This window comes from Shewanella sp. 10N.286.52.A9 (assembly GCF_041468985.1).
GTDB lineage: Bacteria > Pseudomonadota > Gammaproteobacteria > Enterobacterales > Shewanellaceae > Shewanella > Shewanella japonica.
In genome coordinates this window covers 209,497-231,758 of the sequence record NZ_JBFRJQ010000007.1, presented here as the reverse complement: position 1 = coordinate 231,758, position 22,262 = coordinate 209,497, and the positions used below count along the sequence as shown (strand labels likewise).

The following is a 22,262-nucleotide window of genomic DNA, read 5'->3' as shown; positions in this document are numbered from 1 at the left end:
CATTATCGAACTCTACGTGATAGATCTTTTCTCAATGGATGCAGGTTAGTTGTGTACAGAAATTAGCTTAAGGCTAAAATTTACAGCTTCAATTGTCGATTTCAGATAAGTTGACAGTATCCTCATTCTTATTCGGTAAAATTGTTAGTGCAGGTTAGCTTACCTGCACATTTCAAATTCATTGATTTAGTCGTTTGCTTGCCATTGGTGACATTGGGTTTTAGTTTCTATTCGTAAAGTACGGGCTAAACTGATTATTGTCTTGGGTCATTAAGGTGACAAATTTAGGGTGAACAAATAGCTTCTCTTTACCCGATTGTATTTCTTGTAACACACCAATATCGCATAGCTGTTTTAAGTAGACAGAGGCAGTTTGACGTTTTGCTAAGTCGTTTTCGACCAGGTTTTGAATGCGGCAATAAGGCTGCTCAAAAATCACTTGTACTAGCTCATGGCTATAAATCTTAGGTAACTGCTGGCGCACATATTCAGTGGTGTGCTCGATAAGCTCACGGGCTGCGGCTATCTTATGGGTGGTCCACTTGGCTGTTTGTTCAATGGCATTAAGCATAAAGATGATCCACGCTTGCCAATCTTGCTTAGTGGTCACGTTTAGCAATAAGCGGTAATAATCTTGCTTGTTAGCGACGATATAACGGCTCAGGTACAGGATAGGTGCACTAAGCAATTGTTGGTCAATAAGATAAAGAATATTGAGTACACGTCCAGTACGGCCATTACCATCAATAAAAGGATGAATAGCTTCAAACTGGTAATGGGCTATCGCCACTTTAATCAGTGGGTCTATATCATCTTGATTGTGTAAAAAGGCCTCCCAGTTACTGAGTAGATCTCGAATAACTGTCTCGCCTGCTGGTGGGGTATAGATAATTTGTCCAGTAGCTTGGTTGGTTAAGCTAGTACCAGGCACTTTACGTATATTCATTTGTACAGATTTGATGGTGCTACAAATTTCTAATGCGGTGGTAATACACAATGGTCTGCTGGTTAGTTCAGTGAAGCCTTGGTAAAGGGCAGTGCGATAACGTAGTGCCTCTTTAGTCATGGGGTCAGCTTGGCTGTCCTCTTGGGCGTACTGAAATAGCTTGTCGGTAGTGGTGACAATGTTTTCAATCTCACTACTGCCTTGCGCTTCAAGTAGCGGCAGTAAATTGATGAGCAAACCTTGATTTGGCAGAAGTTCACCCGCTAGCTTTAATTCAGCAAGGGCGGCACGAGCTGGAATACAGGCTTTGAGTATGGGTAAGGTTTCGGCTAACTCCCCAAGTTCGCTATCTAGCGGTAGCGGGGGTAAATGGTTGTATGCTTGGTCAGCTTGCCATTTCATGTTTAAAAAACCTTCTTATATCGACATAAATAGATAGTTCAGTGAGCTTATGTCGATTCAATCGACATGTAAAGCAATCATGTTTATAAAACTCAAATTAATCGACATATATTGCGATAAATAGGTGATTGTGTCGTTGGTATCAACATGTATAGAAATCAGCGATATATATACAGGTTAAATTTATATGTATAGAAATGCGTATTTCATAGGTACTGTCAACTTAGCGACTGTAGTGGGATAGTTAATTTGGCCACTACATAACGATGCATATGGTGGCCGTTGCCATTGTGTACTAACTTTATTGTGAGAAGATAGAAGCTGAGTGATAGAGGCCAAAAGTTTCTCGAGAGAAACTTTTTAAACGAAGCGCCTACACTACCGTTTTAAATCATGTTGCCATTATTTAAAACTGGCTTCGTATATTCGCAGTGCAAGCTTTGGCACGATGCGGCCATCCTAGAGTTTCCTGAGCTATAGAACTCAAGCCGCTGCATAATTGCTAGAATGATAAGAGTAAGGCTGTAAATCAATTAGTCATTATCCAAGCTTCTAAATAGGTACCTTTCTTCATCTTTTTAAATATTCCTTCACGGCAAACTCAGTGAAATAAAGTGGGACAACGAGGTTCTTTGTTTCTGTTGCTGGAGAGCCCTGAGTACCTGTCAATTTTATTGTTTTGTGGGGCTGGCACTTAGTGATATATGACACTAAAGACTTGGCTCTAGTGCGCTTACCGCTTTTGACTTCAATCGGAACAACCCTACCTTGCTCATCAGTAATAATAAATTCAATTTCAGCTCGTGCATCACCCCATGAATACGTTGGGTCGATACCTTGTGCAGCTAATTCCTGTTGCACGAAGTTTTCTGCAACATAGCCTTTGTAGTCAAAGCCCTGTTGCTTAACCTCTTTGTAGCTGATCCCTAGCATATGGTTAAGAAGGCCAACGTCAAACAGGAATAGCTTGACCATATTATCTTTCTTATAGGCAGCGAGTGGACTTTTAGGCATGCCATCAATGGGGAAATTCTTTAATACTAATCGGCATTTTTCTAACCAAGTAATTGCGCTTTCTAGCTCACCGTAACGAGATTTTCGCTCATGTATTCCCTTAAACTTAAAGCGCTTGACTGACTCGTCTATGACCGCTGAGAGCTGAGAAGGAACATTATTAAATACAGCTTCAATCAAGCCTGTATCGACTTTGCCTGAGTACTTACCAAAGTCACGCTGATAGCCGGATATTAGGTCGGCTTGAACACGAGACACAGCCGCTATTCGCTCAAGAATACTGTCATTAGCTGGCGCAAACCAACTGTTTACAGCTTCAGGCATACCGCCAGTGAAGTAGTAGTCAGTAAGCTTGTCGAATAATTTCGTATGTGCTGCTGCGTTGTTTACCTGCCCTTCAAATGCTTTAATGAGTGGGGCTTCATTAGATGCAAGTAGAAACTCATGAAAGGAGAGGGGGCGAAGGTTGTGCTGCTCGACTTTGCCAACAGGGAAGCTGTCTAACAAGCCGATATTAGAGCCACTTGCTGCAATATACATGTGAGGTGCTTTTTCAGCGAAGTACTTAAGCGACGTGACTGCGCGGGGGCATTCTCCTATCTCATCCAATAAAAGCAGATCCGTTGTCGGCTCGAATTCTTCACCTGTCAGTAGCTCAATATTAGAGATGAGATCTGTGGGTGTAAGAGAACCTGAAAAAGCATCAGCCATCTCGGGAGATTCAAGAAAGTCGATCCGTAAGGTGCGATTAAACTTACTACCCAGTAAGCTTTGAAGCAGATAGGTTTTGCCTGTTTGACGAGCACCATCGATCAGCAGAGGTTTACGTTCGGATCGCGTTTTCCACTCTAGTAGTTTATTCAGTAATGACCTTTGCATGACGAACTCCAGCACTTACATATAATCACATTACACTTTAATGCGCATAAAAAAGCAAGTTTTTACATTTTTATGCGCATTAAATGTTGGTGCTTTACAGTTGTCTGCGCTATAGATGAGCAGAACAAGGGGATATCTAGGTATAGGCTTGTCCGAACCTAATTTAGCTATTTGCTAATAAACCACACAATAGTGAACTGAATTACCTGTCATGTTCTGCGCTTTACTTGTTAACAACTCAGCTTTTAAATCTCAGCAATGAGCGGGGTTAAACTGTCTAAAAAAACCAATTTTAGACAATAAAGTCCCAGGCTAAAATTGATGGTTTATATAAGTTACTTAAAGGGCGGGATTTGTGACTAGATTATTAGATCAGTGTAGCAAAGAGGGGGCAAAGCAGAAACATAACAAACCAATTAATGATGTGAACTCAATATCTTTAAATGCATTTGACGAAGTAAATGATGTAGGGTCCTAAGTGATGTGACATTAGGTGCTACACAGAATCTGCTACAGGGTCAGTGTCATCAGCTAAATGATTAATAACGTCATCAGCATCTAGTTCAACTAACTCATGAGCACTTCTTAGGTTTATACAATATTCACCATTTTTATTAATCACAATCTTTTGCATTGTTGCTTCCATATTTGGATACCGCCAAATATTCACAATCAGTTCATCTTCAATTTGTTCTGTATTGATTGTGTAAGTCTGTTTGTAGTGGATTACTTAAACTGGCCACTAGCTTGTAGGTGATACTTATACATTGCTATGGCTGAGGTTATCTGAAATATGGAAGCTTTCAGAACTTCGTAAAGCGTTTTTCCAGAAATGGGTTAGACAGACTCTAATGTAGTGGCCAGAATTCATTGTCCACTACATCTTTTGTATTTTAATCCGATTACGCTAGCTATGGTTATGTATTTTTTTGAATACGTTAATCCATTTTTTGTATCAATTTTAGGATGCATTTATCATAATCTGCACTCTTAAGTGGATACGAATATTAAGAACTGTATCTTAAATGTGATACGGTTCTTATCAATCTGTAATCAATATTTAGTGCATTCTCTTTATATTTGTATTTATATTTCGATACAAAAATCATATTGCGTCATCAGATTTGAATACGTAAAATTGGGAGGCGTATCTGATTTCGGGTACACTTAAGGCGTGAACAATGGAGGGCGAGGTTACTATGTACTCTTTTCAAAGCAATATGCACAAGCAACAACCCGTTAAGAAAACGGTTTTAAGACAGTACAGAGAACTGGTTGATGCAGTTAGGGGAACGCTATTCCCCTCAACACCTAAAGAGGGTTGGATTAGGACAGTAAGAAAAGCTCTTGATATGTCAGGCGCCCAGCTAGGAGATAGAGCTGGCTTGACAAGAAATAGAATTTCGGTCCTTGAAAGGCGTGAGGTTGATGGCGACATAACTCTAAATCAGTTAAAGCAACTAGCTGAAGCTCTAGACTGTGACTTCTCATACACTCTAAAGCCTAAAAAGGCTGTATCTGACACAATGCAAGAGCGTGCGCTTAAGGTTGCGACAGTAGAGGTAAAGAAAGCATCTAAAAATATGTTTCTAGAGGCGCAATCAGTTAGCAAAGAGAAAGAAAATATCTTAATAAGTGAACTAGCCGAAGAAATTATGCGCGCAGGTGGTCGTAAGCTATGGGGTAAAAATAAGGAATAGAAAGTATTTTGAACATTGATGAGCCAGAAGGTGCTACACCGCTTGATCCTGATGATATGGAAGGGTTGAAACACCCACACGTAACAACAAGAGAACAACTTAACGAGCTTGAACAATCCAATATACTAGCAGGCCAGCAATGGGTTAGTGGTATCTCAGGCCTAACGCTGGATTCTATTTTCTCAGCTGAGTTTGTTCTTGCCCTCCATCAAAACCTATTTGGTGATGTTTGGACCTGGGCCGGGACCACTCGAAACAAAGAGTTAAATATAGGCTGCGATCCCTTCCAAATCAGGCCCAAGCTCCACAACTTTTTAGAAAATGCTAAGTGCTGGGTAGAGTTCAAACACTTCTCAAATCTAGAGCTCAGCGCACGTATACAGCACAAGCTTGTTGAGATTCATCCTTTCCCAAATGGTAATGGCAGACACTCGCGTATATTTACCGATGTAGTTCGCATCGTTCTGCTAGATGAGCCACCAATTAACTGGGCAGAGGGCAACCTAGAGAAAGTGAGCGAAGAGCGCAAAGCTTATACCTCTTGCCTTAAGGAAGCAGACAAAGGTGATTTTACTGCGTTCGTTAAATACCTAGAGAACCTTGGTAACTGACTTAAACAACACTAGTGGATAGTGTTGTTCTGACCACTTGAATAGAGGCTTTTTCATACTACAAGTAATCCGTCTAAAAGCTAATTTAGCAAAATCGCTAACTAACAATAGACCAACTTAAACTTTAATATGGTCTTACAAGCGCCAAGGAACTGATTGCTTTCGTCCAAGAGAATAGAATACCTATCTAGCTAGCAAGTATCTGGTACTTCGCCCACCCGCCTCAGACTTCACTAGACACCCACCATCGACCAGTGCCGATAAGTGTCTAGTGGCAGTTGCCTTACTTACCTTAGCAACTTTGTGATATTGACTAGTATTAATCCCATCTTCAAAATCTCCATCTAGCATTCGGTTAAGCACTTTGACTTGCTCAGATGTTAATTTAGTTTGGTCAATTCTAAGCCAATAATTGGTTTTGAATAATGCTTCATCTATTCCACAGAGAACATCTGCAAACGTTTCATTCAATATTTCAAGAAACCAAGACAACCAAGGGGTTATATCTAAACCTCCTTTTTGAGTTGTTTCTAGTACCTCGTAATAACGTTTACGGTTAGCTAATATACCCACTGACATAGCATAAAAACGGACAGATTGTTGTTCTGCCTGCGCCAATGCTAAGTCTGTTAATAAGCGTGTAATTCGACCGTTCCCATCATCTAAAGGGTGCAAGGTGGCAAACCAAAGATGGCATATTGCCGCTCTAATTAAAGGGTCAAGTTCCGTATCTTCTTTAGAGTCATTAAACCAAGTTATAAATGCGTCTAATTCTACATCGAGTATTTCCCTTCCTGGTGCTTCAAAGTGAATTACTGGCCTATCTATTCTACCCGAAACCACTTGCATTGGATGACTCCCCCTAAGTTGCCCTCCAATAGTTGGATTTAATAAAGTATAACCATCAGGAAATAAGCAAGAATGCCAATGAAGTATCCGCTTTTGACTTAAGGGCTCCTTAAGGTTTTCAATCGCATCTAGCATTATTTCAGCAAGACCGTCAGTTTGTATGGTGGTGGGAAACGGCTTATCTTCTGACAACCCCAATTTATTAGCTAAAGATGAACGAACCGAAAAAGCATTTAACTTCTCGCCTTCAATGGCACTTGAATGAACGATATTGGAAATCAGGGTATCTAGTAGACTTTGATTTTGGTCATTACATTGACTAGCCATTTTACCTAACAAAATACCTTGGTTTAGCCGAGTTTGCCTTACTAAAGGTGCTATTATTTTTTGGTTCCATGTAAAAACAGGCCAACTGTCCTGTTGCCATAACCACATAATTAGCCCCTTTGATTAGTTTTTTTATTCATCTAATCAGATTATTATTTATTTAGCGCCTTTATTCAGCTCAATATATGATGTGAATAAGGTTGTATTCACATCAAAGCATTGTTTGAAACAATATCTGGTTCATAATTTTAAGCATAGTAGTAACGGTATGGGCAACTAAACGTTGAGTGGCCTTAGCATCCGTATTGATTGAGTCAAAACGCCAAGAAATAGACTGTTCTCACCAAGCCTTACGGCTATGCAAAACAAGCAATAGATAGGTTAATTGATATTGGCTTTTAAAGGGATATAAAGGTCGGAATATAAAAACGAAAAGCCATTAAAAATGGCTTTTCGTTTGTCTTCGGTGGGCTGCTTTAGCAGGGATATCCGAAGCTCACATTTCCAATATTAATCAGGTTTCAACCTTCTGTCTATCGCTAGTAATTTGAATTTATTGTTCGGTGTTATGTGATTATTGAGAGGGCTTTACTTTGAGTTAATTGGCTACTGATTTAGGGGAAGATCATTTTCTTCGCGACATTAATTTGATGTTGAAAAGCTTAAGTATTAAAAAAATTGCTGATTTGTTTTTTGCTTTTTTTGCTTACCGTGTATTGATATTATCGAGATTTTGATCTTAGAGGCTTAATTAACACTGGTTTCAGAGGGTAATATTTTAATTTCTTGTTAAGTGTCCAATTTTTATATATTAGCTGGTGCAGTTAAGTTTTTAATGACCCTTGACAAGGGAGGGGTTGAACCAGTTATTATTGATTGCGCTTGTTCGGAAGTGTGTGTCTCGTGTATCAGTGGCAAAGCTTTGCACCGTTCTAATTTGAAATACTGGAATCCTTGGTGTGCTTTCACGAGTCAGACCATGAGTATAAACCTCATATAGAACATCATTATGCAAAAAAAACGTTTTACACCATCGGCCCGAGTAGATTCTGCTCAATGGCAAGCAAAACACTTGAAAAATAGCAGTAATCTTACATTAACAGAAGCAAGGGAGGCTGTAGCAAAAGTTTTCTATGGTTTCTCATCTTGGAATGACCTCAAGTATCACATCAACAAAACCACAGCTGGGCCATTATTTAAACAACTAAATGTCCCCCAAATGCTCAGGCTTTCAGAGCTCAATCATAATGATCTCAGTGATAAGCGTTGGTTCCACAGTATTAGAGCTGAGTTAGCTCATCGTCTTAATAACTATGTATTTTTAAATAATACAACGAAAGCTCAGATCGAGTTGATTACAAAAATATTTCGTTTTGAAACGGAATCACTAGTAGATTCGGATGTATGTATAGATCACTTAACCAATTTGTTCCCTTTTGAAGCAGACTTTTTCCCTGAAACTGATTGCAAAATAATGCTTTCAGAACTTAATGGAAAGCAATTTATTTTGGCTCTTATTCCTGTTTTTGATATTGCGAAGCTAAAAGCTCGACTCTCTGATGAAGCATTCGAAATGCTAGAAGATGAGTATCATTACATGTTAACCCTGCGTGAAACCTTTCCTGTTGCTTGGACTGATGAATACCGTAAAATCTGGGAGCAGAATTGCCTTCAATATATTGAGTCTCAGAAACTAAGAAAAACTTTGGATCCTGAGGATTACTATGAATCTTTAGACTTCGCAGATTTAACTGAAGGGTTATGCAATCAGCAGCTCCAACTTACTCAGTGGCTTCAAAAGGCCCTTCGTATTAATACTGGTGATGATTATAAGCCTAACCTAGTGTCTATTTATGGGAATAGTTACTGTATTTATGGTTTTCAAGTTGTCGATGAACAGACAGAAGATGCTGTGAATAAATTACAACCGTTCAAATTTAAATACGTTGGAATTGAGGATAGTGTCCTTTGCGTTACATCCCCCAAAGAATATTATGAGCATGTGTCCAATGATGAGTTCGTACTTGATATATTTCCAGATTGCCTTAAATCAATTTATCAAGAATATGCTTCAAAAAAGCAGACTGAATATATGGTTGTCATTAGCCCTGTTTTAGATAACAAGGAATATAGAAATTTACCTTGCCCCTCTACATCATCATATCCAAGTGAAAGTGATTTTTCGTGGTATTTTAAGTATTCAAACTCAAACGTTGTTGATTTTGTAGGGAAGCTGAAGCAAGTTTACGTTGAAATTAAGTCTAGCAATCACAAAAACTATTGTATAGAAGGAGTATTTAAAATCGGTAATATTCAATTGTGTACTGGAAAAGCAGGTGAAGAATGGTCTTTTGAAAATATTCTTCTTGAGAACCGTCTAAAAATAGATGGAAAAAAATTCACTCAGTTCTGCTTGTCAAACAAATTTGATTTGATAGTGGCCGAAATAGGCTTGAAAAAAACACTATGTATTTTAAAAACGGGCTTGGTTCAAAGTGAAAGATTGAAATGTTTTGAACGTGATTAAAGCAATTAGTAATAATAGGTAGTAGTTAATAAAAATTAACCACTACCTAACTTATTAATTTATTCAGTAAAAGTTGCAACTACAGGTAATAAAGTGCAGTTTATTTTTGCTCTCAATTTAGTTTAGAAATACAATTCTATTAGAATTAATTTTGTCTTTGGTAAGCCATCGAGCAGTTGACAGTTCATTGAGTTAGAATAAATCATCGTACATAGTTGGTCTAAATTCATTGTTAAGTGCTTTCATCCTGTGATCCAAGCATGCAGCTTGAGCTTCATTTGGATACATTTTAGAACCCATTATGATGTGCGCATACCAATAGTATTGGATCCCACTGATACTAAGAGCTGCCTTTGAAGATTGACCTCGTTTATTTTTTAAAACATTTCGCTTAGAGTAGAGTAAAGGGCGGGTAATTGAGTTAGTCAGACACTCTCTTATTAAAGATAAAAATATGCATTGCATCGATTCAACTTGTTTTAAATTAGAGGATATTGGCTGGCAAATAGCAAAATCATATAGGTGGTGATAAAAAAAACGCTCAAATTGGATTGAATAACCTTCAACTTTACCTTCTATCAAGGTGTCATAAATATTTCGGTAGAAACTGTTTTTAAGTGAACTAAATTCGCGAAGCTCCGATAGTAGATCGATGTTACTTTCTTTACACACCATTTTGCTAACAATAACATCATTTTCGTAACGAACATTAATACTACTGAGTTTGGGGAAGTTTGGTAGTATTGCGTTCGCTTGCTTGAGTGCTATTTGATAAAACTCCCTTTTTAATGATAAACCATATAATAATTCCATCCATACGGAAAGGAACCGGGGAATCATATCGGCAAATCTCTGGACTTCATTCCCTGTTTTCAAACCGCAAACCCTTGCAATTAGGTTTTTGGCTTTCGTATGAGAAATATTGAATTTAGTTTTTAAGCGATTAACCATACTTTTGATTTCAAAATGGTCATAAGAGTCTGCTCCGAATCTAAAGCTATCAATAATGGCTAAAGGAAATAGTTCTTTTTCATAGTCAAACTCACAAGAAAGTGTTTCATATACGAAGTTTTTGTTGCTGAGAGCTTTGTTCAGGCGCTTAAGATGTACAGGTGTTCGTTGAATTGCTTCGGATATAAGAACGTCTCTATCTATCTCGGTTGATAATTCGTCGATACCAAGTTGATTGTCAGTGATTGTACAGATCACATCTTCTGCAGAGAAATTCATCATTTCTTCATTAAGGAAAACATCAAGGCGTTGTAAGGCTTGATTGAGAAAGAGGGGGTTGATTAGTTGAGCTTGGAGTATATTTGAAAACATTTTTCACCTTTGCATTTATGCGTCACATTCGAAGACTATTGTGAAAGGGAAAAAGTTAATTGAGTTTTTATATAAAATACGTTTTGACTGCTTCGACCAGGGGGTAACATAAAACCGAAAATTAAAATACAGTCAAATTTTTAAACTGTCAATATTTATAACGACCTTAAGAAGCTTTTAAACTTTTCTGTTTTCGAAAATTACACTTTTAGTTCTTTATATCGTAAAAGTACACCACCGATGTTCAAATCATGTGAAAAATTCAGCTTTATTACTCAGGGAAGGATGGGGGGAAACTGTCTCAAATGGCCATTTTCAGGCAAAGATATGTCTCATGCTTAATATGGGTTCATTGTAAGTAACTGAATTTAACTTATAAAATGACTAGCTGTAAAAACGTCTAATAGGCCTAACTATCTATCTATTGGACTGGGCAAGAATGTCGTCATTTTGAAACTGAATTTGCGGCTTGGTGTGGTTGTGATTATGCAATTGCACTGGGTAATGGCACTTTGGCGCTTGATTTGGTTCTAAATGCCTTAGGGGTAGGTGCTGCTTTTAAAGGCACAGAGCTTGATGAGGTGATCACCACGCCTCGTACCTTTTTGGCATCCGCTTCTTCAATTGTTACCGCCGGTGCGAACCCTGTATTTGCGGATGTAGACTTAAATAGCCAAACGATTACTGCTGAGTCAATAGCAGCAGTATTAACACCGAACACAAAAGCTGTGATTGTAGTACACTTTGCGGGTATGCCTGCTGAAATGGATGCCATTATGGCATTGTCTGAAAAGCATGGTTTTTATGTGATTGAAGATTGTACCCAAACTCATGGTGCTAAATATAAAGGGCAGGGCGTAGGTACTATTGGTCATATTGGTGCTTGGTCTTTTGCCAAGACAAAATTATGACTACTGGTGGTGAAGGCTGCATGGTGACTACCAATGACAAAACGTTGTGGTCTAAAATGTGGTCTTATAAAGATCATGGTAAAAGCTTTGATGCAATTTATAACCGAGAACACCCACCAGGGTTTCGTTGGTTACATGAAAGCTTTGGTACTAATTGGCGTATGACTGAAATGCAAGGTGCGATAGGGCGCATTCAGTTAACTCGAATGCTAGATTGGACTGCTAAACGTCAATCAAATGCAAAAGCGATAGACACAGCTGTGGCAGATATAAATGTAGTCAGAACTGTTGTTGTGCCTGATTATATTGAACATGCAGAATACAAGCATTATTTATTTGTAAAGCCAGAGAACTTAGCCGAAGGCTGGAGTCGTGATCGTATTGTGGATGAAATTATGGCTTTTGGGGGCCAGCTTTTCAAGGCAGTTGTTCTGAGATCTATCTTGAGAAAGCCTTTGATAATACCCCTTGGCGTCCTGAATATCGTTTACCCAATGCATTAGTATTAGGTGAAACCAGTATAATGTTTTTGGTTCATCCTACATTGACTGAGGCTGAAATAGATAAAACATGTCAAATTCTTAAGCATGTCTTATTACTGGCACAGAAGTAAATTATTGAGGTTATAAAGAAATGAAAATAGCAGTTGCAGGTACAGGTTACGTTGGTTTATCTAACGCAATGCTTTTGGCTCAAAACAATGAAGTTGTTGCGGTTGATATAATCCCTGAAAAAGTAGAAATGCTCAATGAAAAAAAAGCGCCAATTGTTGATGTTGAAATTGAAGACTTCTTAGCTAATAAAACTCTCAATTTTAAAGCTACGCTTGATAAAGACTATGCGTATAAAAATGCTGAATATGTCATCATCGCAACTCCTACAGATTATGACCCAGAAACTAATTTTTTCAATACATCATCTGTAGAAGCGGTTATTAAAGATGTGATGGCCACAAACCCTAATGCTATTATGGTTATTAAATCAACTGTGCCAGTGGGTTATACTGCTCGGATTAAAGAAGAGCTGGGTTGTGATAATTTAATTTTTTCACCAGAGTTTTTGCGAGAGGGCCGTGCTTTATATGATAACTTACACCCTTCGCGAATTATTGTTGGTGAGCGCTCCGAACGGGCTCAAGTTTTCGCAAATCTTTTGGTTGAAGGTGCGATTAAAGAAAACATTGAAGTACTGTTTACAGACTCTACTGAAGCTGAAGCAGTTAAGCTATTTTCTAATACTTATTTAGCTCTTCGTGTTGCTTACTTCAATGAGCTAGATTCTTACGCTGAATTGCATGGATTAGATGCACGCCAGATCATTGAAGGAGTCGGATTAGATCCTCGAATAGGTAATCATTATAACAATCCATCATTTGGTTACGGTGGTTATTGTTTACCAAAAGACACTAAACAATTACGTGCTAATTATGTTGATGTGCCTAACAACATAATAAGCGCAATTGTGGAATCAAATACGACTCGTAAAGACTTTGTTGCGGAATCAATTTTAAAGCGTAACCCAACTAGAGTTGGTATTTATCGATTAATCATGAAGTCGGGTTCTGATAACTTCAGAGCATCGAGTGTTCAAGGGATTATGAAGCGCTTAAAGGCAAAAGGCATTGAAGTCTTTGTTTATGAACCAGTTTTAGAAGAAGAGGAATTCTTTCACTCTAAAGTCATTAAATCACTTGAAGAGTTTAAAGCGAGTTGTGATGTCATTGTTTCAAATCGCATGGTTGATGAAATTCGTGATGTTGCAGATAAAGTATATACTCGCGATTTATTCGGCTCAGATTAGTACTAGTTGTTAACCTAGTTGAATAGGTCTATCTATCTATTATGATTTTAGCGCTAGAGTATTGATTTACTTAAACTAGCGCTAACTTTTTCTGTCTCATGATCAAAAAAGTCGATAAAAATGTGTCTCATCGGTTTTTTGTTCACATTTATTCCTACAATTCCAGAGTAGTGCACAAGTTAAGTTTTTTCTTCGTGTTCTTTCATGCTCTCACATATAATATCCTAAGCTAGTTGTTCGCATTATTCATATTACCCTGTAAATGGTATAGTGGTGAGGCGTACGTATTTAAAGAAGTAATACAATATGATTTTTAAGTTTATGGAGCGGAAAATGGATTTTTTGCAAAGTTTATTTCGTTTAGAGCGAAGCCAGAAACGGTTAGTGAGTATCGCAATTGATACTGTTTTTCTAAGCTTTGCTTTTTGGGCTGCGTTATTAGTTAGAGTTGATGATGTCAGTGTGTTACTTTGTTCTGGTCTAATTCCATCGGACACTTAATTTTGAGACAGTATGGTCAATAAATTAAGAGGTCTATATGAGTCAAAAAAAATCACATAAGAGTTATCCGCAAGCATATAAAGATGAAGCCGTCTTGATGGTGCTAGAGCAAGGTTATAGCGTTGCTGATGCAGCAAAGTCTCTTGGGGTTAGCACCAGTTTGCTTTACAACTGGAAGGAAAAATACCAAGCCCTACAACAAGGTATCGCTTTAGAAGAGTCAGAACGTGATGAGTTGAAGAGATTGCGTAGAGAAAACAAAGAATTACGCATGGAGAAAGAAATCCTAAAAAAGGCAAGTGCCTTCTTTGCGAGAGAAATGAAGTAAAATTTCGCTTCATCAAACAGCAATCAAACCTGTTTCCTGTAGCACTGTTATGTCGAGTAATGAGTGTGAGTAAGTCAGGCTATTACGATTGGCATAAACGCCCTGCACACGTGATAAGCCTTGAAACACTGAAGCTTTATCGCCTTGTTCGACAGCTATTTAAGCAAAGTAGAGGCAGCTTAGGGAATCGTGAAATGGTGAAGAAGTTGCGCAAGGAAGGCTACCAGGTTGGTCGCTATCTCGTTCGTAAAATTATGCATCGCCTTCGACTCAAAGCTACCCAGCGACGAGCTTACAAGGTGACGACACAGCGAAAACACTCTGATGCCGTGGCTGATAATCTGTTAAACATGAACTTTAACCCAGTATCCGCAAATCAGGTTTGGGCAGGTGACGTGACCTATTTAAAGACAGGTGAAGGCTGGATGTATTTGGCAGTTGTAATGGATTTATATTCACGCCGGATCGTTGGATGGCACATAGACAAGCGTATGACCACGGATTTGATATCTAAGGCATTAATGAAAGCTTACAATCTGCGCCAACCGGCCAGAGGGCTGGTATTTCACAGTGACCGAGGATCACAGTATACCAGCAAGCAATTCGGCAAGCTGCTTTCTAGCTATGGTATTCGAGCTAGTATGGGGGATGTTGGTGCGTGTTGGGATAATGCAGTCGTTGAACGTTTCTTTGGTAGTTTGAAACACGATTGGTTTTTTAAAGTTTCTCAACCAACAAGGGAGTTTATGAAGCAAGATGTGACTGCTTACATGAAATATTACAACTTGGAGCGACTTCATTCTGCTAATGGTGATCTGTCACCTGTAGAGTTTGAACATTCTCAACTAAAAGTGTCCAATTTGGGTTGACCAGTACAGTGCGTGATGGATGCTTAATTAGTCCTGTTTCTCCAAGTGAAATTTTAAGACAAGATGATCGGTTAATTTTTTCAGGTGACATTACTAAAGTTGAACAGCTAGCTCAGTTTTCAGGCCTTAAAACCTTTGCTCACCAAAATGAACTGACAACCGCTAATTTAACTGAAGTGGTTGTGCGACCTGAAAGCATTTTAATTAGAAAAACACTGAAACATGTCGGCTTTAGAGCCTTGTTCGATGCTGCTGTTGTGGCTATTAGGCGTGATGGTGAGCAAGTGTCAGGTAAGTTAGGTGAGGTATGCATAAAAGCGGGCGATTTTTTAGTGCTTGCTGTCGGTGAAGATTTTAAATCTAGACGTAATATCAGTAAAAATTTCATCTTTTTAAGCGGAGTTGAAACAGAAGTCAGGCTAAGTGGTTGGCGGGCTTGGTTAGCGGTGGGCGGTTTTGTTTCTACCGTGGCGTTAGCTGCTTTGGGATGGGTCGAGTTATTTCAAGGGTTAGTGATTTTACTTGGCTGTCTTATTTTATCTCAGTCGATTAGTGTTAATGAAATCATGCGTAGGCTGCCCATTGATATTTGGTTAATTGTGTCTGCCGCTATTTTGTTATCTCATGCATTGGCTAATGCTGGTGTTGTTGGCTTTTTAGGTGATTGGATAAGCGATGGTTTTGACAGTAATCATGTTTACTTAGCTTTGATTATTATTTACTTTTTAACTTGGTTCATGACAGAACTTGTCACCAACAACGCTGCGGCCGCACTGATGTTTCCAATTGCTTACAGTGTAGCGTTAGGTTTCGGGGTGGATGTATTACCATTTGTAATGACGGTAGCATTTGCCGCCAGTGGCAGTTTTATTAGCCCTTATGGCTATCAAACCAATTTAATGGTGTTCAACGCTGGTCAATATAAATTTAACGATTTTATCAAAGTTGGTTTGCCGGTCAGTGTGGTTTATGGCGCTATTGTCATTCTGGCTGTGCCTTATTTCTTCCCTTTTTAACAACTTAAGTATTACAAGGATTTATCATGTCACAAACGCCTTATCAGTCTATTGACGTTAGCGCTGAAAAATCAACCGATGTTGTTTGGCATCTAGCGAGTGTTAGCCATGATGAACGTAGCAAGCTCAATGGGCATAGCGCCGCAGTGTTGTGGTTTACGGGGTTAAGTGGCTCAGGTAAATCAACCGTTGCTAATGCTGTAGATAAAATGCTCTATGATTTGGGTTGTAAAACCTATGTGTTAGATGGTGATAACGTCCGCCATGGTTTAAATGGCGATTTAGGCTTTAGTGATGCTGACCGGGTTGAAAATATTCGTCGTATTGGTGAAGTGTCAAAGCTATTTGTGGATGCTGGGTTAATAGTGTCTACGGCATTTATCTCGCCATTTTTACAAGACAGAGAAATGGTGCGATCTCAGCTTAACCAAGGACAATTTATTGAGGTGTTTATTGATACGCCTATAGCGATTTGCGATCAGCGAGATCCTAAAGGCTTATATAAAAAAGCCCGAGCAGGTGAGATTAAACATTTTACCGGTATCGACTCAGATTACGACGCGCCTTTAACTCCTGAAGTCCACGTTAAAACAGCAGAAAACGATATTGAAGTTTGTGCCAAGCAAGTGATTAACTATTTAATTGAACATCGCTACATCACTGTAAAGTAATATTCCGTTAGTTGTTGGTGTGTTTAATGCTATTTCATTACTGACAACTGACAACTGACAACTGACAACTGACAACTGACAACAGATAGCTAACTGCTGTATCAGCGCATTCGTACATCACCCCAAGAAAACCTACCCCAAAATCTCTAATGTTAGTGCCTTCTGTAACCTTCGCTTATAAAGTTGCTGAGATTAGCAAGACCTACCTAACCGTGTTGAGTCATGTTCACAAACAACCAATGTCAGCTACAGATAAGTTGTTTAGCTAATGCTAAGTAAGTCACCGAAATTCGATGTAGCGGCGACATAATTTGAACTCTATGAAGTGCTGTAAATAAATGTGGTTAAATTTGGTTGAAAATTAGGTAAACTTAGCCGCAGTGAATTTAAGCATTCGATTTTTAAAAGAGCAGTGAGCAGTGAGCTGTTAGCTATGCGCTAAGTGCCATCAGCAGTGAGCCACGAGCTTGTAGTTTTTAGTGGAGTAATAATGTCTCGTAAGTATTTTGGCACCGACGGTGTGCGCGGTAAGGTGGGGGAGTTCCCTATTAATCCGTCTTTTGCAATGAAATTAGGTTGGGCTGCTGGGACGGTTTTAGCGTCAGCAGGCACCAAAGAAGTGATTATTGGTAAAGATACTCGCATTAGTGGTTATATGCTTGAAACAGCAATGCAAGCTGGCTTTTCTGCGGCTGGCATTAACTGCGCGCTCGTTGGCCCAATGCCTACGCCAGCGATTGCTTATTTAACATCGACTTTTAGAGCCGATGCAGGTGTGGTGATCAGTGCATCTCATAATCCATATTATGACAATGGTATTAAGCTGTTTTCAAACTCGGGTACCAAATTAAATGATGCGCAAGAATTAGAAATCGAGCATTTACTTGATCAAGCGATTAATCATGGTGCGATGACGTGTGTCGATTCAGACAAATTGGGCAAGGTACGTCGTATATCAGATGCCGCAGGTCGCTACATTGAGTTTTGTAAAGGCACATTTGATAAAGATAAATCATTGACTGGTCTTAAAATTGTGGTTGACTCTGCTAATGGTGCGGCTTATCACATTGCTAAAGAAGTGTATGCTGAACTTGGTGCAGAAGTTATTAGCATTAATGACAAACCAGATGGGCTTAATATCAACGAACGTTGTGGCGCAACCCACTTAGATAGTCTGCAAACGGCTGTTATGGTTCATGAAGCAGACCTAGGTATTGCGTTAGACGGTGATGCCGATAGAGTCTTGTTTGTTGATCATAATGGCCATGCAGTTGATGGCGATGAAATCTTGTTTATTCTTGCTCAAGCAGCACACGCTAAAGGTGAATTACAAGGTGGTGTAGTAGGCACCTTAATGTCTAACTTAGGCCTTGAGTTAGCGCTAAAAGAGATGGATATTCCTTTTGTTCGCGCCAAAGTGGGTGACCGTTATGTGGTTGAGCAATTAAAAGAGACTGGTTGGCAACTCGGCGGTGAAGGCTCGGGTCATATCTTAAGCTTAAAACATACAACCACAGGTGATGGTGTTGTTGCTTCACTTCAAGTACTTGATGCGGTGATTGAATCAGGAAAAAGCTTAGCAGATGTTAAGGCTGGAATGACTAAACTGCCTCAGGTGCTTATCAATGTACGCTTAAATGCCGATAATGCCGATGAGATTATCGCTACTGAATCAGTTAAACAAGCAGTGTTAGCTGCTGAAGCATTTATGGGTGAACGTGGTCGTGTGTTACTGCGTAAGTCAGGCACTGAACCTTTAATTCGAGTGATGGTTGAGTCTACTTGCGCTGAAATGACCCAAACTCAAGCACAAAGTATTGCCGATGCGGTAAAGCTTGCGGGTTAATCGCCAGATTGTGAATCAGCTTTAATTTGCTTATGTAGCTATTAAAATTAACAATGCCAGCGTAATCTACGCTGGCATTTTTGTTTTGTTTGATATAATCCGTTGTTTATTCGTTGCCACTTTACGCTCTTACAGGACATTTATGCTTTTAATCACTGGCGGTGCGGGTTTTATCGGTGCAAATTTAATTCGATACATTTTAGACACTACCAATGAAACCGTAGTGAATTTTGATGCGTTAAGTTATTCAGGTAATTTAGCCTCTTTAAAGAGTGTAGAAACTAACCCTAGATATCACTTCGTACATGGTAATATTTGTGATTCTGATTCTTTGAAGCAAGTATTTTCGGACTTCAAACCTACAGCTGTAATGCATTTAGCTGCCGAGAGTCATGTGGATCGCTCCATAGATGGTCCTTCAGCGTTCATTGAGACCAATATTGTTGGCACATTTAAGTTATTAGAAGCAGCCAAAGATTATTGGCTAACGTTAAATGAGCAAGATAAGCACAATTTTCGCTTTGTTCATATCTCCACTGATGAGGTTTACGGTGATTTAAGCCAAGATGAGCCGGCTTTCAATGAATTAACCTCCTATAAGCCAAGTTCACCTTATTCAGCTTCGAAAGCTTCCTCTGATCATTTAGTCAACGCATGGCATCGAACCTATGGTTTACCCGTTGTGATGAGTCATTGCTCGAATAACTATGGTCAGTTTCAATATCCTGAAAAACTCATTCCCCATATGATTTTAAACGCCCTAGCTGGCAAAGCTTTACCTATTTATGGCGATGGTAAACAAGTGCGAGATTGGCTGCATGTTGACGATCATGTTCGGGGATTATTTAAAGTGCTCACTCAAGGAAAAGTAGGGCAAGTGTATAATATTGGTGGTTTGAATCAGATAACAAATCTAGATGTTGTTCACCAAGTGTGCGAGTTATTAGATGAGTTGGCACCATGCAAAAGCGAACTTAAATCATATGCTGAATTGATAACTTTTGTAGCTGATAGACCCGGGCATGATGTGCGTTATGCTATTGATATCACTAAAATACAAACAGAGCTTGGTTGGCAGCCAACAGAGTCATTTAAATCAGGTTTACGAAAAACTGTGCAATGGTATTTAAGCCACTTAGGTTGGTGCCAAAATATAATAGATGAAGGTTATCAATTGAAGCCATTTGACAGAGTGAATGCTAACTAATGACACAAATTAACTCATCTGCTTATAAAGGTATTATCCTTGCTGGTGGCAGTGGTAGCCGCCTTTATCCTATTACCTTTGGCACCTCTAAACAGCTGTTACCTGTTTATGATAAACCTATGATTTATTATCCATTGTCAGTGTTAATGCTGGCAGGTATTCGAGATGTGTTAATTATTTCTAGTCCTGATGATCTTACTAATTTTAAACGCTTATTGGGTAATGGTGAGCAGTTTGGAATTCAGATTACTTATGAGCCACAACCTTCTCCTGATGGACTCGCGCAAGCATTTCTTATTGGCGAATCGTTTATTGGTGATAGTAATGTCGCGTTAGTTCTAGGTGATAATATTTTTTACGGCCAAAGCTTTAGTGAGCAACTTAAAAAAGCGGTGTCGAAACCATCTGGTGCGACGATATTCGGCTATAGAGTCAGCGAGCCTGAGCGTTTTGGGGTTATAGGTTTTAATGACGAAGGGCTGGTCACCGATATTGAAGAGAAGCCGTTAAAACCTAAGTCAAACCATGTTGTCACTGGCTTGTATTTTTATGACAATGACGTTATTAATATCGCGAAGTCTATTAAACCTTCTCAAAGAGGTGAGTTAGAAATTACTGATGTGAATTCTGCTTATTTGAATAACAAGCAATTGAATGTCGAAATTTTAGGGCGAGGCTTTGCTTGGTTAGATACAGGTACTCATGACTCATTATTAGAGGCCAGTCATTTTGTGCAAACAGTAGAAAAACGTCAAGGGCTTAAAGTGGCTTGTTTAGAGGAAATTGCATTTATTAATCAATGGATTGATGTCGAACAACTGATGAAACAAGCTCAGCGTCATCAGCATACAGCTTATGGTGATTATCTAATGCTTATCCCACAAGAACATGGCAATTCATATGACAAATCATAAGACCAGTAACAGTAATAGTAACGGCATGAAAATCATCGATACATCACTGGCGGATGTTAAAATCATCGAACCTCAAGTATTCAATGATGACAGAGGCTTTTTCTATGAAAGCTTTCAAGCAGAGCGCTACCTGCAAGCATTGAATATAAATAAGCCTTTCGTACAAAGTAATGTGTCTCAATCTAAACGAGGTGTACTAAGAGGCCTTCACTTTCAAAGACAACAGCCTCAGGGAAAGCTTATTAGTGTCACTCGGGGAAGCATCTTTGATGTGGCAGTCGATCTTCGTAAAGACTCAAAGAGTTTTGGCAAGTGGCTTGGTGTTGAGCTATCGGCTGAAAATAAACGCCAAATTTGGATCCCTGAAGGGTTCGCCCATGGCTTTGTAACCTTATCAGAGCTTGCGGATGTTGAATATAAATGCACTGATTATTACGCGCCTCAGCATGAAGTTTGCTTGCTTTGGAATGATCCTGACTTGGCAATAAATTGGCCGATTAAAGACTCAATATTATCAACCAAAGATACGCTTGGTTTGACGTTGGAAGAGTTAGTGCATAAAGGCTTGATTTTTAAGGGTGAGATGTCGAAGGATTTAGTTCTGTGAAAGTTTGGTTAGTTGGCGCTGATGGTCAATTAGGCCAAAGCTTGATTGCCTATTTCAAACAAAACTCATCACTTCTCAGTGCTAAGTTCGAACTCCAGTCAACGAATAAATCTGATGTTGATATTTGTTGTTCAGATTCAGTGTCACGATATATGGCAATGACCAAACCAGACATTATTGCTAATGCTGCGGCTTATACCAATGTAGAACAAGCTGAAATAGATATTGAATTGTGCCGAGAAGTTAATCTTGTTGGTACCAACAATTTAGTGAAAGTTGCAAACCATCATAAAATCCCACTTATTCATCTATCGACCGATTATGTATTCGATGGTGAGTCAATTTCGCCTTATCTTGAAACTGATGATACTCAACCAGTTAATACCTATGGCGAGACCAAATTACAAAGTGAAAAACTGATCAATGAGGTATTAAAACAACACCTCATTATCCGTACATCTTGGCTGGTTAGTCAGTATGGCAATAACTTTGCAAAAACAGTATTAAGGTTATCTAAGCAGCATTCGCAGTTAACAATGATTTCAGATCAACAAGGCTGCCCAACCTTTGCCGATGACTTATCCGCAACGATATTTAAACTGTTGATGGCAATAGATGCAGGGCAAGCTGATTGGGGAACATTTCATTATTGTGGCAGTGCTGCCATGACTTGGTTTGAGTTAACCCAGCAGATTTGGGATGAAGCTTTACAGCAGAAAAAAATCAGTTCTAAACCTGAGGTTGTAGCTATTTCATCAGAGGCATTTGCTGTGCAAGCAAATACCAAAGCGCTAAGACCTAAATATTCTGTGTTGGATTGTCAAAAGATCAAAGAGGTTTGGGGAATAACTGCACCTGACTGGACTTGCTCTTTAAAGCGGCTTGTTGAAAAACTCTAATTTAGCCACATCTATTTTTACTGTTTTGGTTTTCATGACCAATAGTCTCGACCAATAAAAAGCCTTGTTTAGCCACATAACTCAATTGAGTAATTAACGAGTAACAAGTGAACTA

Annotated in this window: 18 protein-coding genes and 1 pseudogene; 14 read left to right on the top strand and 5 right to left on the bottom strand. The window is 39.0% G+C overall.

The genetic code is table 11. From position 1 onward, the window contains the following. Positions 1 to 220 precede the first annotated feature (220 nt). From fic to AB4128_RS07110, 3 genes are all read right to left on the bottom strand, one after another. A complete protein-coding gene (gene fic, locus AB4128_RS07120; RefSeq protein ID WP_372037321.1) occupies positions 221 to 1,348 on the bottom strand; it encodes a protein adenylyltransferase Fic in 1,128 nt (375 codons plus the stop codon). Positions 1,349 to 1,918: 570 nt separating this feature from the next. Beyond that, entirely contained in the window at positions 1,919 to 3,241 is a 1,323-nt protein-coding gene (locus AB4128_RS07115; protein WP_372037320.1) for an ATP-binding protein, read from the bottom strand. A 496-nt stretch (positions 3,242 to 3,737) separates the two neighbouring features. Continuing rightward, on the bottom strand, positions 3,738 to 3,875 hold the full coding sequence (locus AB4128_RS07110; protein ID WP_372037319.1) for a hypothetical protein: 138 nt from the start codon (positions 3,873 to 3,875) through the stop codon (positions 3,738 to 3,740). 547 nt (positions 3,876 to 4,422) lie between these two features. On the opposite strand from AB4128_RS07110, the gene AB4128_RS07105 reads away from it, so the two are divergent. Beyond that, positions 4,423 to 4,941, top strand: a complete 519-nt coding sequence (locus AB4128_RS07105) for a mobile mystery protein A (protein ID WP_372037318.1) — start codon at positions 4,423 to 4,425, stop codon at positions 4,939 to 4,941. An 8-nt stretch (positions 4,942 to 4,949) separates the two neighbouring features. Then, positions 4,950 to 5,552, top strand: coding sequence for a mobile mystery protein B (locus AB4128_RS07100; RefSeq protein WP_372037317.1), 603 nt, complete (start codon positions 4,950 to 4,952; stop codon positions 5,550 to 5,552). Positions 5,553 to 5,735: 183 nt separating this feature from the next. On the opposite strand, the gene AB4128_RS07095 is transcribed toward AB4128_RS07100, so the two are convergent. Further along, positions 5,736 to 6,836, bottom strand: a complete 1,101-nt coding sequence (locus AB4128_RS07095; RefSeq protein WP_372037316.1) for a Fic family protein — start codon at positions 6,834 to 6,836, stop codon at positions 5,736 to 5,738. Positions 6,837 to 7,737: 901 nt separating this feature from the next. On the opposite strand from AB4128_RS07095, the gene AB4128_RS07090 reads away from it, so the two are divergent. Continuing rightward, entirely contained in the window at positions 7,738 to 9,255 is a 1,518-nt protein-coding gene (locus AB4128_RS07090) for a hypothetical protein (protein ID WP_372037315.1), read from the top strand. Between the two features lie 192 nt (positions 9,256 to 9,447). Here the strand turns inward: AB4128_RS07090 and AB4128_RS07085 are convergent, their stop codons facing one another. Continuing rightward, positions 9,448 to 10,578 (bottom strand): hypothetical protein, encoded by a 1,131-nt coding sequence (locus AB4128_RS07085; RefSeq protein ID WP_372037314.1) that lies wholly within the window; start codon positions 10,576 to 10,578, stop codon positions 9,448 to 9,450. A 419-nt stretch (positions 10,579 to 10,997) separates the two neighbouring features. On the opposite strand from AB4128_RS07085, the pseudogene AB4128_RS07080 reads away from it, so the two are divergent. The 11 genes and pseudogenes from AB4128_RS07080 to rfbD all read left to right on the top strand — a co-directional run bounded on the left by AB4128_RS07080 (position 10,998) and on the right by rfbD (position 22,147). Continuing rightward, positions 10,998 to 11,992, top strand: a pseudogene (locus tag AB4128_RS07080) (DegT/DnrJ/EryC1/StrS family aminotransferase). Between the two features lie 130 nt (positions 11,993 to 12,122). Continuing rightward, positions 12,123 to 13,289 (top strand): nucleotide sugar dehydrogenase, encoded by a 1,167-nt coding sequence (locus AB4128_RS07075; RefSeq protein WP_055023137.1) that lies wholly within the window; start codon positions 12,123 to 12,125, stop codon positions 13,287 to 13,289. A gap of 333 nt (positions 13,290 to 13,622) precedes the next feature. Beyond that, positions 13,623 to 13,790, top strand: a complete 168-nt coding sequence (locus AB4128_RS07070; RefSeq protein ID WP_372037313.1) for a hypothetical protein — start codon at positions 13,623 to 13,625, stop codon at positions 13,788 to 13,790. 37 nt (positions 13,791 to 13,827) lie between these two features. Further along, positions 13,828 to 14,987, top strand: a protein-coding gene (locus AB4128_RS07065) for an IS3 family transposase (protein ID WP_372037312.1) whose coding sequence is annotated in 2 segments (ribosomal slippage) — positions 13,828 to 14,077 and positions 14,077 to 14,987 — 1,161 coding nt in all. Because the reading frame shifts where the segments join, the coding sequence is not laid out codon by codon here. Next, positions 14,984 to 16,003, top strand: a complete 1,020-nt coding sequence (locus tag AB4128_RS07060; RefSeq protein ID WP_372037311.1) for an SLC13 family permease — start codon at positions 14,984 to 14,986, stop codon at positions 16,001 to 16,003. Before AB4128_RS07065 ends, AB4128_RS07060 begins: the two co-directional genes overlap by 4 nt. 26 nt (positions 16,004 to 16,029) lie before the next feature. Continuing rightward, the gene (cysC, locus tag AB4128_RS07055) at positions 16,030 to 16,674 is read left to right on the top strand and encodes an adenylyl-sulfate kinase (protein ID WP_055023135.1); all 645 of its coding nucleotides are present in this window, start codon (positions 16,030 to 16,032) and stop codon (positions 16,672 to 16,674) included. 490 nt (positions 16,675 to 17,164) lie between these two features. Beyond that, on the top strand, positions 17,165 to 18,520 hold the full coding sequence (glmM, locus tag AB4128_RS07050; protein WP_055023134.1) for a phosphoglucosamine mutase: 1,356 nt from the start codon (positions 17,165 to 17,167) through the stop codon (positions 18,518 to 18,520). 142 nt (positions 18,521 to 18,662) lie between these two features. After that, entirely contained in the window at positions 18,663 to 19,727 is a 1,065-nt protein-coding gene (gene rfbB / locus AB4128_RS07045) for a dTDP-glucose 4,6-dehydratase (RefSeq protein WP_372037310.1), read from the top strand. Then, complete coding sequence (rfbA, locus tag AB4128_RS07040; RefSeq protein ID WP_372037309.1) at positions 19,727 to 20,641, top strand: glucose-1-phosphate thymidylyltransferase RfbA; 915 nt, start codon at positions 19,727 to 19,729, stop codon at positions 20,639 to 20,641. Before rfbB ends, rfbA begins: the two co-directional genes overlap by 1 nt. Beyond that, positions 20,628 to 21,248, top strand: coding sequence for a dTDP-4-dehydrorhamnose 3,5-epimerase (gene rfbC, locus AB4128_RS07035; RefSeq protein WP_372037308.1), 621 nt, complete (start codon positions 20,628 to 20,630; stop codon positions 21,246 to 21,248). The genes rfbA and rfbC overlap by 14 nt, the downstream gene beginning before the upstream one ends. After that, a complete protein-coding gene (gene rfbD, locus AB4128_RS07030) occupies positions 21,245 to 22,147 on the top strand; it encodes a dTDP-4-dehydrorhamnose reductase (protein WP_372037307.1) in 903 nt (300 codons plus the stop codon). Before rfbC ends, rfbD begins: the two co-directional genes overlap by 4 nt. Positions 22,148 to 22,262: the final 115 nt, after the last annotated feature.